Annotated in this window: 9 protein-coding genes; 7 read left to right on the top strand and 2 right to left on the bottom strand. The window is 37.4% G+C overall.

Annotated elements, in window-relative coordinates:
• Positions 1 to 45: 45 nt before the first annotated feature.
• From CA2015_RS13095 to CA2015_RS13070, 6 genes are all read left to right on the top strand, one after another.
• Complete coding sequence (locus CA2015_RS13095; protein WP_048642319.1) at positions 46 to 804, top strand: hypothetical protein; 759 nt, start codon at positions 46 to 48, stop codon at positions 802 to 804.
• A gap of 260 nt (positions 805 to 1,064) precedes the next feature.
• Entirely contained in the window at positions 1,065 to 2,078 is a 1,014-nt protein-coding gene (locus tag CA2015_RS13090; RefSeq protein ID WP_048642318.1) for a pirin family protein, read from the top strand.
• Positions 2,079 to 2,721: 643 nt separating this feature from the next.
• A complete protein-coding gene (ppgK, locus tag CA2015_RS13085) occupies positions 2,722 to 3,465 on the top strand; it encodes a polyphosphate--glucose phosphotransferase (protein ID WP_048642317.1) in 744 nt (247 codons plus the stop codon).
• 740 nt (positions 3,466 to 4,205) lie between these two features.
• On the top strand, positions 4,206 to 4,808 hold the full coding sequence (locus CA2015_RS13080) for a 3-keto-disaccharide hydrolase (RefSeq protein ID WP_240477793.1): 603 nt from the start codon (positions 4,206 to 4,208) through the stop codon (positions 4,806 to 4,808).
• Positions 4,809 to 4,978: 170 nt separating this feature from the next.
• The gene (locus CA2015_RS13075) at positions 4,979 to 5,806 is read left to right on the top strand and encodes a universal stress protein (protein ID WP_048642316.1); all 828 of its coding nucleotides are present in this window, start codon (positions 4,979 to 4,981) and stop codon (positions 5,804 to 5,806) included.
• A 746-nt stretch (positions 5,807 to 6,552) separates the two neighbouring features.
• On the top strand, positions 6,553 to 7,938 hold the full coding sequence (locus CA2015_RS13070; RefSeq protein WP_048642315.1) for a 3-keto-disaccharide hydrolase: 1,386 nt from the start codon (positions 6,553 to 6,555) through the stop codon (positions 7,936 to 7,938).
• A gap of 73 nt (positions 7,939 to 8,011) precedes the next feature.
• On the opposite strand, the gene CA2015_RS13065 is transcribed toward CA2015_RS13070, so the two are convergent.
• Positions 8,012 to 8,908, bottom strand: coding sequence for a sugar phosphate isomerase/epimerase family protein (locus CA2015_RS13065; RefSeq protein ID WP_084011761.1), 897 nt, complete (start codon positions 8,906 to 8,908; stop codon positions 8,012 to 8,014).
• A gap of 238 nt (positions 8,909 to 9,146) precedes the next feature.
• On the opposite strand from CA2015_RS13065, the gene uxaC reads away from it, so the two are divergent.
• The gene (gene uxaC, locus CA2015_RS13060) at positions 9,147 to 10,574 is read left to right on the top strand and encodes a glucuronate isomerase (RefSeq protein ID WP_048642314.1); all 1,428 of its coding nucleotides are present in this window, start codon (positions 9,147 to 9,149) and stop codon (positions 10,572 to 10,574) included.
• Between the two features lie 327 nt (positions 10,575 to 10,901).
• Here the strand turns inward: uxaC and fucP are convergent, their stop codons facing one another.
• On the bottom strand, positions 10,902 to 12,203 hold the full coding sequence (gene fucP / locus CA2015_RS13055; RefSeq protein ID WP_048642313.1) for an L-fucose:H+ symporter permease: 1,302 nt from the start codon (positions 12,201 to 12,203) through the stop codon (positions 10,902 to 10,904).
• Between the last annotated feature and the right edge of the window lie 9 nt (positions 12,204 to 12,212).

The raw sequence follows: 12,212 nt of genomic DNA, 5'->3' as shown, positions 1-12,212 counted from the left end.
GGATAACGCGATTATATTATTTTGCGATCTTTTTTTAATTATCGCATGAATATCACCTTATCAATCTATTTTTCATTTAGTATGAATAGTTACCTTATTAAGTCCTTTTTAGCACTTGTATTAGTTTCAGGGCTAAGTTTAGGCTCCAGTAATGGACAGAACTTTTATAAAGAAAAAGTCCCAAGAAACAACTTCTTGCAAGGGGGTATTGGTTTGGGTACCATTTACGCAGACAATGCTGGTGGAATCAGAAACCTTGACCTCTTATTGCGTCCAGGCTTGTCTTTCACCTACGGTAGAAAAATTCACAAAAACTTTGATATTCGTGCCAATCTCGGATACCAGAGATACAAAAGCCAAAAAATAGATTACTACAGCCCGGTAGTTATAGAAATATGGAGCGGGATGGATCAGGCAATAACAAGCAAAAACAATTTGTTGTATCTTGATGTGATCCCGAGCTTTTATCTATTCGGATCGAACAACCACACTTCTAGGAAAAAAATCAATGTCTATGGTGGAGCAGGCTTGGGCTTACTTTTCAATGCCAACCAAACTGTTAAGAAACATTTCAGTGGATTCAGTGAGCATAGGGAAGCCCAGGTAACCGGATACATCCCTTTTAAAGGAGGCTTAAGTTATAGGTTTGACTTATATACAGATATTGCTTTTGAAGGTACATTGATGCTTACTTTTTCTGATAATTTAGATGGAAATGAAGGTTTTAACCGATTAAATGACCATCCATTAATTGGCCAGATCGTTATAAGAAGATACTTAAACCCGTTTAAGTCCATCTATTAACTTCTTGTCACCATTGAACCAAGCATCTTTTTTTATTCCCTATTATTTAAACTCACCTAGGTGATTTGCCTTAAATGACGGTACCTTTTTAGCGATTTGCTATTCTTGGTGGATTCCCCCCATATTCAATTTAATAATTGTAGCGGCATAAACTAATTGCACTCAATTTCAATCTCTTAATTTCAAATTAGGGATTAAAATTGAACTTATTTATAGTGAAAAGACTTATTACATGTATATACACATAATTTATATATGTTATGAAATCTGCTATAAAATCAATTCAACCTTTAGGGGCGCAATGGCCAACACAGGATCCGTTTTTATTCTGTGCTTTTCACAACGATGTTTTCCCTGAAGGAAATCAAGAAATGGCACCTAAGGCAAATCTTTCCGGAAGGAACATTGGTCAGGACTTTTCTGGTAAAGATGGGTGGAATATGTACCACGGAAGTAAGGTACCTGGTTTTCCAGCCCATCCTCACAAAGGTTTTGAGACAGTGTCTATTGTAGAAAAGGGCTTGGTGGACCATTCTGATTCACTTGGAGCAGCTGGAAGATTTGGGAACGGAGACACTCAATGGATGACTGCCGGAGGAGGGGTAATGCATTCAGAGATGTTTCCATTACTCAATGAAACTGAAAAAAATGAAATGCTATTCTTCCAAATATGGCTTAACCTTCCAAGGGCCAAGAAAAATGTTGCGGCCCATTTTAAGATGATGTGGAATGAACAAATCCCCATTGTAACAATCAAAGACAATAATGGACTGGAAACGACATTCAAAATCATTGCTGGGGAATTTGAGAAAGTGAAGTCATTGGCTCCAGCGCCGGATTCTTATGCAGCAGACCCGGACAGTGAAGTAGGCATATGGTTAATCAAGGCAAATCCGGGTTCCACATTTACATTACCTGAGGTACCATCTAATGTAGACAGGTCATTGTTTTTCTACTCAGGAGAACAAATAGAAATAGATGAACAAATTGTGGCTGAAAATAAAGCGATAGTACTGGGAGATCAGTCATCGTATCGAATAAAAAATGGAAACAAAGAGGCTCACTTTCTTTATTTGCAAGGGAAACCCATTAATGAAAAAGTGGTTCAGCATGGCCCATTTGTCATGAATAGCAATCAGGAAATCCAGGAAGCAGTTGGTGAATTTCAAAGGACCCAATTTGGTGGCTGGCCTTGGGGAAGCCATGAACATGTACATGACAAATCCAAAGGTAGGTTTGCCATCCATGCTGATGGTAAGATCGAAAATAAATAAATATTGAATCTGGGGGAGTAATTGATTTACTCCCCTTTTTATGTTTCGAAAATCAATTGGCCTTACCTTATTATCTTTACTCATTACAAAGCGTTAAGCCAACAGGCGCCACCTCCCTTTTCACTAAAACAACCTAGAAGGTCTTGTTGCCAAATTGTTATTAACCCGGATTATGTAATAGAATTTCTCCGCCCTGACAATTTCAGGGGTGAAGCCTGTCCCGTGTTTATGGGAAGTGTTGCAATCGCAAGAAAATCAGGCTGTTTGGAGATTTTAGCATAACACCGCTATGGTGAAATTGAAAACAGCAACGAAGTGGCTGATTTTGAAGCGATTTCAACACGTAATAGATTGTCTATTGCATATTTCGGGTTAAACTGAGCTTACAAACCATCATGCACTCATAACCAATTCCTCTATTAGGGAATCCCCTCGTAGCAATTCTTTTAAAAGTTTTATTTTTTATAGCCTATTTAATATTTCCGCAATCAATAAAAAGAGAGTAGCGAAATCACCTATAAAATAGAATCGCTTTTCTTTTGAATTTTTCAATATGTAAAAGAATGTAATCAGTATAATTTTACCTAACTTTAATCATCAAAGTTGAAAAGGGTTATTTTACAAAGCGACAAAAATTGTTTTAATGGAAATTTTAGGATTGGATATAGGAGGCTCTGGCATTAAAGGTGCTCCAGTTAATATAGAAACAGGACAGTTAACCGCCGAGAGATTCAGGATCCCAACCCCTTTACCTACCAAACCCGAAAGTGTAGCTAATACCGTGAAGGAATTAGTTGATCATTTTAACTGGAAAGGGCCTATTGGTTGTGGCTTTCCAACTGTAGTTAATAATGGCAAATGCATGACCAAGAGCAACATTCACAAAAGCTGGGTTGGTGTGCAGGTTGATCAATTGCTTTCAGAAAAAACTGGCTTGCCTGTTACGGTTATTAATGATGCAGATGCTGCTGGTTTGGCAGAAATGACATTTGGCGCCGGCAAAAACAAAAAAGGTTTGGTGGTTACCGTAACAATAGGTACCGGCTTAGGAACAGGTGTTTTTTATAATGGTATCCTTATCCCAAACTTTGAGTTGGGAAGAATCTATTATAAAAACGGGGAAATTATAGAATATTTCGCAGCTGATTCTGCTCGTAAAAAGGACAACCTTACCTACAGTGAATGGGGAAAACGCTTCAATAAATTCTTAAAACACACTGTAAGAATCATCTCACCTGATCTATTTATTTTAGGTGGAGGTGCCAGTAAAAAAATGGACAAATTTGAAAATGAGATTACTGTAGATGTCCCAGTAATGGTCGCAGAAAACAAAAATGAAGCAGGAATTATAGGTGCTGCCGTTGCAGCCTATTTAAAAGACAAATAATACAGACAAAAGGCCAGCATTTTTTAATTTAGATCCATCCATAAAATCTAATATAAACCCATGTTTTATGAAGGGTTTATATTAGATTACACCCCTTAATAAACACATTGGCACTCTCCATTAAACGAATGGGTTTGTACCAAACTTTTTAAATCCTTATAACACCCCTCGACAATCAATTATGCCTTGGTGAAATGCCGCAAAAAGCAGTCTATTGAATTAGGAATTCACCATAGAAATCTATTAAGTGTTTACAGAGTCAGAAAATGTTAATTGGTAATAAGGTTTAAAATCCCAGGTCATAATTTAAAGCTCTTCACCAACCTCATAACTTGATCTAAAATAAAGAATATATTAAAGTAAAGGTCATAATTTGATTTAACCCGGATTATAATAGGATTCGTAATAGCCTGTCCCGTGTTTACGGGAAGTGTTGCAATCGCAAGAAAACCAGTCTGTTTGGAGATTTTAGCATAGTACCGCTATGGTGAAATTGAAAACAGCAACGAAGTGGCTGATTTTGAAGCGATTTCAGCACGTAATAGATTGTCTATTGCATATTTCGGGTTTAAATAAGAATTAGCCAACCTCCTTTAAACCCATCAACTTTTTTGAAGGGCCAATATTTCTAAGTAATTTTTATTATTATTGTCTACCTGAATTTGAAATACTCTCCTTTAAAAGATTGAAGGCCGAGAGAAAAACAAAACAAAATCTAATAAAACCTAAATAATACCACAATGAAAATGAAATACCTACTCCCTAGTCTTTTAATGATTATTTTGATCACCAATCAGGGCTTTGCACAAAAAGTCAAAATGAAGTCGATCTTTAATGGGAAAAACTTGAAAGGATGGACTGTAAACCCTGAAGACAACATCTGGTGGGAAGTCAGAGACGGAAATATCTATACAGAAAATGACCCTACAAAAACAGGTTCTACCCTTTGGACTGAAAAGGAATACGGTGATTTTATTTTAGAGCTGGATTTCCTAATGGGTAAAGGTACAGTAGATTCTGGTGTATTTTTGAGAACAGACAAGGACCAAATACAAATTGGAATTTCCGGATCATTAAAAAGAGACATGACCGGTTCACCTTATATCCCTGGAAAATCATACCCTAAAGAAGCAAAAGGAGTTAAAGACCTACTTAAACAAAAGGATTGGAATACCATGAAAATTAAAGTGGAGGGACAAGCCTATACTGTATGGCTAAACGGTCAAGAAGTAGTTACTTACCAGTCAGAAAACATGCCTGAGAAAGGTCCAATAGGCCTACAGTTACACCCAAGTAATGAAATGAGCATTGAGTTCAAAAACATTAAAGTGGGTAAATTATAATACTTCTTCAATGAATGTCTTCTGAAAGAAAAATATCATGAGCTAAGATGATTTTTATCATGTATTGTTAATTTAAATTTTGTTTATTTTGAGTAATTGCCAAATTAAAAATTCATTATTTGTGATTTGGCGCTATTATCAAGGTTTTAGAAATTTAGAATATACTGGTCATGAAAAGAATCATTGTCCCAATTGATTTTTCGCCCTATTCAGAAAATGCATTTTATAGTGCCGCGAAGGTTGCAAGTAAAGGCGATGCGACTATCACTTGTCTAAATGTCATCCAATCTGATCTAGATTGGAACAATTTGTCGACATCTGAAAAAATAAAAAACCAGGAGATCTTAGATCTTGAAGCAGAAGCAAAGGATAAATTAAAAACCTTTGTCGCAACACATAAAATTAAAAACACACCAGTAGAAGCACTGGTGGAGGTAGGTGTCCCTTCCCAGGTTCTCGTAGACCTTGCGCACAAACAGAAGGCTGATTTAATTGTCATCGGTGCATACGGTAAAAATCGAGAACCTGGGAAATTTATTGGGTCTACTACCCAGAAAGTCCTCAGGAATGCTCCATGCCCTGTATTGGCTGTTCAAAAAATCGTGGATGGCCGAGCAATGAAAAAACTGGTTTTTGCCTCCTTGTTTAATGAAGTCAGCAAACCAGCATTTGTCAGGTTAAAACCCTTTATTAAAAACATCCGGACAGTAGTTCATTTTTTATTTATTAATACCCCGGAAAAATTCATTGACACAGGTACAACCGAAGCCCGTATGGCTGAGTATGCTTATGGGCAGGAAGAACTATTGATTCATCGTCATATTTATAATCACGAAGAAGTAGAGAAAGGCATTATCGCTTTCGCAGAAAAAGAAAAGGCTGGCATTATAGCCATTGCATCTAACTTACGAAAGTCAAATTCAGCCTACCAGATAGGCGTTACTGACACCCTCCTCTACAAAACTGATATACCAATCTTAAGTGTGAAGTTTGAATAAAAGATAAGATTATATTTTCAGGCACTTTTTGTGAAAATTTCATTCTCCAACTTTGCCTCAAGAAAAGGCTAAATAAGTAACTGTTACTAGTAATAATCAATCCATTCCCTGACAAAAAACCGATTCCTTTTAATGGTGGTCAGTTTTTGTTGGGGAATGTTCTATTTAGCAAATCATGATTGTTAAACCCGGATTATGTAATAGAATTTCTCCGCCCTGACAATGTCAGGGGTGAAGCCTGTCCCGTGTATACGGGAAGTGTTGTAATCGAAAGACAATCAGGCTGTTTGGATATTTTAGCATAGTACCGCTATGGTGAAATTGAAAACAGCAACGAAGTGGCTGATTTTAAAGCGATTTCAGCACGTAATAGAATGTCTATTGCATATTTCGGGTTAAAAACTTAAGCTGAAACAATTTTGAAAGCAACCATCCTTGACTTATTCAAAAGTACCTCATAAAAAATCTCCTCTCTACCTAATAGCTTTACACTTTAATGTAGAAGGTTAAAAGATAGAGCCATTTCAAAGCATCTACACTCCTTCCAGCCTAGGTCCGTAAAACACTTCATTACATCAAAGGGCATAAAACATGAATACCCTTTGGCAAAAAGCATTTATACCTTTCTATTTACAGATTGCAATCGATTGCCTATAAATTATATTTTTATGAGATATTGCTTATCTTTACGCTCCTTATATAATTTACAATTATTGATTGAAATTTATACAAAAAAAACCCATAACATGAACAAACAAATTTTAAGTCTTTTTGCTTTGGCTTTTTTCATTCTAGCTTCTTGCGGAAAACCAACAGCAGAAACAGAAGACGGATGGATTAACCTATTTGATGGAAAAACCTTAAACGGTTGGCATCAATTGGATGGCGTTGCAGAATTCGAAGTAGTTGACGGTGTGATCGTCGGTACATCAGTTCCCAACACCCCCAATTCTTTTCTTGCTACGGACAAGACCTATGGTGATTTCATCTTAGAACTAGACATTAGAGTAGACGATGAATCAAGTAACTCAGGCGTAATGGCCAGAGGGCAACATAATCCTGATGCCAATGATGGCGCAGGAAGAGTATTTGGTTACCAAGTAGAATGTGACCCCAAAGAAAGAGCATGGTCTGGTGGTATTTATGACGAAGCCAGACGAGGATGGCTTTATCCACTAACTTATAACCCTGATGCAAGAAGTGCTTTCAAACTAGGAGAATTCAATACATATAGAATTGAATTTATTGGTAATAACCTAAAAACGTGGGTAAATGGTCAAGAAGTAGCTTATTTAGTAGATGACATGGACGCTACAGGCTTTATTGCTTTGCAGGTTCACGGAATAGGTAAACACCCAGAAAATGCTGGTAAGAAAACTTACTTCAGAAATATCCGAATTAAGACAGAAAACCTTACTCCTACGCCTTTTGAAAAAGAAGTATTTGTAGTAAGTACCATCGACAATAAATTAACTTCTTATGAAGAAGGTAATGGATGGAAACTTCTTTTTGACGGAAAAACCAGCGAAGGTTGGAGAAGTGCCAAAGGAGAATCTTTCCCTGAAGGAGGCTGGACCATTAATGACGGTGTATTAACAATAGAGGCTACAGACGGCAGGGAATCAGCTAATGCAGGAGATATTGTCACTATGGACCAATACAGTGCTTTTGACCTGGCCTTTGACTTCAAAATCACAGAAGGAGCTAACAGTGGTGTTAAGTACTTTGTAACCCTTAATGAAAACAACACTGGCTCAGCTATTGGATTAGAATACCAAATTTTAGATGATGAAAGACACCCTGATGCTAAGAAAGGAAAAGATGGAAACAGAACACTTTCTTCTCTATATGACTTAATTAAAGCTGATAAGCAAGACCGTTTCGTTCGACCAGTTGGGGAATGGAACAAAGGAAGGCTTATTGTCTATCCAGACAACAAAGTTGAACATTACATCAATGGTCTAAAGGTGGTAGAATACACCAGAGGATCTGATGAATTCAGAGCATTGGTAGCTGAAAGTAAATATGCGAAGTGGGATAATTTTGGAGAAGCAGAAAAAGGCCATATCCTCCTACAAGACCATGGTGATGAAGTTCATTACAAGAACATCAAAATCAAGGAATTAAAATAAAAGAATTTTATAAAGTAAAAAAGGTAAGCTTCACTACAGCTTACCTTTTTTTATTTAGTCCCCCACCTTCGCTCTAATCTAAGGCTTTCTTAACATCTTTAAGGAAATTTTTCACCTTTTCAAAAGGATCACCTGGACCTAAAGTCTCTATCGGTAGGTAGCCATTGTAATCACTACTTTTTATAATTTTCATCAAGGTCTTCAAATCAACTGGTTTTTGAGTCCCTAAGTAGTTTACATTTTCTTTTATTTGCCAATTTACAGCATGGTGTACGTTTCTACTGATTTCCTCATAGGGATCTTTCAAGGAATAACTCCCCACATCCAACACCAATCCAAACCATTCTTTATTTACATTTTCCATTATATAGTTCACCTGGTCAGCAGACTTTATAAAATCATTGTGGTTTTGCATGGCTACAATCACACCATTCTCAGCACCGAATGAAGCGCATTCCTGCATTGCGGAAATCACACCATCGGCAACCTCTTTCCACGCTGCACCTTCCACCTTGGATTTTCCTGCAAAAACCCGCAATACTGGAGCACCCATTTTTGAACTGGCTACAATCCATTTTTTTACTAGGTCTATTTCTTTTTTCCTTAGGTCCGTATTTTGTAAGGTAAAGTCATTTCTGACACCCGAACCACTAATATCCAAGCCCCAGTGATGCGCTTGTTTTTTAATACCATAGAGCACCTTATCTTCAGGCACCTCTGGATAATTAGAAATATAATAAGCTGTCAGATCAATGGCTGGAATACTATTTTCGGCACAATATCTAAATAACCTTTCTAGTGAAAGCGTTCCGTCACGCAATGAAGCATTAAAAGAAAAAGCATTTAAACTAAGCTTAAGGTTTTTCTTTGGGTCTTTAGGAAGTGGGTTTCTAGAGCTTAAACCCAATAAAGGCAAAGTAGCCAATCCCACTCCTTTTTTTAAGAAACTTCTTCTTTGTTTACTGTTCATGATTTTTAAACAACTAGATAGATAATATGGAACTTTCACTTATGACGAATGTTTTTACTGTCAATCAACCTTTAAATAAACAAACATACCGCTTACACACTAAGATAAACAACAAAACAAGATTCTCATTAGATTTGAGACAATTTTAATTTATGCAATCGATTGTCTAAATCAGCTAAAAGTCTGGAATAAGCAAAAATAAATTTTTAATATTACTATTAGATTAAAAGAATAGATAATGCAAAACACAGCAAAACCTTCAAATAACACCTTCCTAACTGAGGATTTTCTTTTAAAAAATGATTTTGCCAAAGGCCTATATCATGACCACGCAAAGAAAATGCCGATAATTGATTACCACTGTCACCTTTCGCCTAAAGACATCGCCGAGGACCGTCAGTTTGATAATATGTCTTCAATCTGGCTTCATGGTGACCATTATAAATGGCGCGCCATGAGAACGCTTGGTGTCAATGAAAAATACATTACAGGAGAATCCACTGATCAGGAAAAATTCGAGAGTTGGGCTAAAATCGTCCCACAAACGATGAGAAACCCATTGTTTCACTGGACTCACTTAGAATTAAAGGGCTACTTTGGTGTTGATCAATTGTTGAATGAAAATACCGCAACTGATATCTATGCGCACACTACTAATCTCCTTCAACAAAAAGAATACAGTACTCGTGGGCTGCTTTCAAAAATGAACGTAGAGGTAGTTTGTACCACAGACGACCCTATAGACAGCTTAGAGTATCACCAAAAAGCCAAAGCGGACAAGCTTGCGATCAAACTTCTTCCAGCATTCCGTCCAGACAAAGCGTATGCTGTAGAAAGCCCCGCTGATTACTTGCAATACCTGGAACAGCTTACAGCAGTAAGTGGCATTTCTATCAATACATTCGAAGACTTATTGGCTTCATTGGAAAATAGAGTAGCTTATTTTCATGAAAATGGAGGAAGGCTATCTGACCATGGCCTTGAGCAGTTGTATTTTTATGACAGTGACAAATACGCAATAGATGATTTATTTGCTACTATCAAAAAGGGACAAAAAATCCAACCCGATGAGGTAAGGTTCTTTAAATTTAAAACCCTCACTGCATTGTCTAAAATGTACCATGCAAAAGGATGGACACAACAATATCACCTTGGCGCACTTAGAAATACTAATGAAAGGATGCTAAGGGTATTAGGTCCTGATACAGGATTTGATTCTATCGGGGACTTCCCACAAAGTGTAGCCCTTGCGAAATACTTGAACAACCTCGACAGTACGGATCAATTGTCAAAAACCATATTGTACAACCTAAATCCTGCTGACAATGAGGTAATGGCTACAATGGTTGGGAATTTCAATGATGGATCTGTCAAAGGAAAAGTACAGTTCGGATCTGGCTGGTGGTACCTCGACCAAAAAGATGGTATGGAAAAGCAAATCAATACGCTTTCCAATATGGGAATCCTTAGCTGCTTTGTCGGCATGCTAACAGACAGCAGAAGCTTTCTCTCTTTCCCACGCCATGAGTACTTCAGAAGAATTTTATGTAACCTCATAGGTCAGGATGTCGCCAATGGTGAACTGCCTGCTGATGAGGAATGGTTGGGACAGATGGTGGAAGACATTTGCTACAGAAATGCTAGAAACTATTTCGGTTTTTATTAAATAGCATCTGATGCATTAGCAATTTAACCCGGATTATGAAATAGGATTCGTAATAGCCTGTCCCGTGTTTACGGGAAGTGTTGCAATCGCAAGAAAATCAGACTGTTTGGAGATTTTAGCATAGCACCGCTATGGTGAAATTGAAAACAGCAACGAAGTGGCTGATTTTAAAGCGATTTCAGCACGTAATAGAATGTCTATTGCATATTTCGGGTTTAATCTTCTAGCACTTGTTTTTTATCCGATGATATTTCACCAGTGTACAATAATAAAGCTTCATGCGGTTTATGCATGAAGCTTTTTTTATAGATCAAGTAGAAAGCTCAGTTAAGCTACTTCCACTTTCTTTTTATCAGGTTTTTGAAAATAGTGTGCAAGGCCAAAATACATTACCACTACAAAACATAGCATAGGTACATAATAGGATAAACGAATACTTCCACTGATATCAGAAACTTGGCCCTGAATAGCTGTGATGAGAGCTCCTCCCAATATGGCCATAATCAAACCAGACCCTCCAAGTTTGGTGTCATTACCCAAACCTTCTGCTGCCAAGCCATAAATGGTAGGAAACATCAAAGACATACAAACGGATATTAACACCAATGCTATAACGGCAATCATCCCACTTCCATATATTACCACAAAACTAAGTAGAATGGCTAATAATGAAGAAAACGCCAATAATATAGATGGCTTAAAGTACTTCATTAGTATAGTAAATAGAAAACGACTACCGGCAAAAAGCACCAAAGAGATCAAATAATAATCAGAGGCACCACTTTCCATCACATCAAGCTCTGTCATTACATACCTTATTGTAAATGACCAAACGCCTATTTGGGCGCCTACATAAAAAAACTGAGCCATTACCCCACGGACATAATTCTTGTTCTTAAACAATCTTCTAAAACCACCGATCACACCATCTTTTTCTGTCTCTTCAGAAGCGACTGGCATTTTAACAGCACGAATAACAAACCATACTACTATCAGAAATAAAGCAACACCAACATAAGTACTTACTACACCTGCCAGTTCATCAGCTTGAATAGCCGCAAGCTCCTCCGGAGCCATGTTTGTTCGGTCTGTTGCCTCAGCGGTATTGAGTTTAGAGAGAATAAATATTTTACTTAAAAACACACCAATAACAGACCCAATTGGATTGAACGATTGGGCAAGATTAAGCCTTTGGGTGGCCGTTTCTGGTGGACCTATCACTAAAATGTATGGATTGGCTGCAGTCTCTAAAATAGAAAGACCTCCTGCTAATACATATAAAGCCAGGAGGAAAAAACCGTAGGACATCATCATCCCCGCAGGATAAAATAACAAAGAGCCCAAGGCAAAAAGCCCTAAACCCAGAAGAATCCCAGATTTATAGGAATATTTCCTGATGAAAATTGCTGCGGGTAAAGCCAAGCAAAAATACGAACCATAAAATGCCAACTGAATCCAGGATGTCTGAAAATCAGTCATGCTCATTATCCTTTTAAAAGCTGCCAAAAGGGTATCGGTCATGTTGTGGGCTACTCCCCACAACATAAACAGGCAGGTAAGTAAAAGGAATGGCCAGAAATTCTTTTTGGAAATTAATTCTGTCTTTACTGGGTTTACTGTTTGGCTCATTGGTGATTT

It is taken from the genome of Cyclobacterium amurskyense (assembly GCF_001050135.1).
In the GTDB taxonomy this organism is placed as follows: domain Bacteria; phylum Bacteroidota; class Bacteroidia; order Cytophagales; family Cyclobacteriaceae; genus Cyclobacterium; species Cyclobacterium amurskyense.
This window is presented reverse-complemented; position numbering and strand designations above follow the sequence as displayed.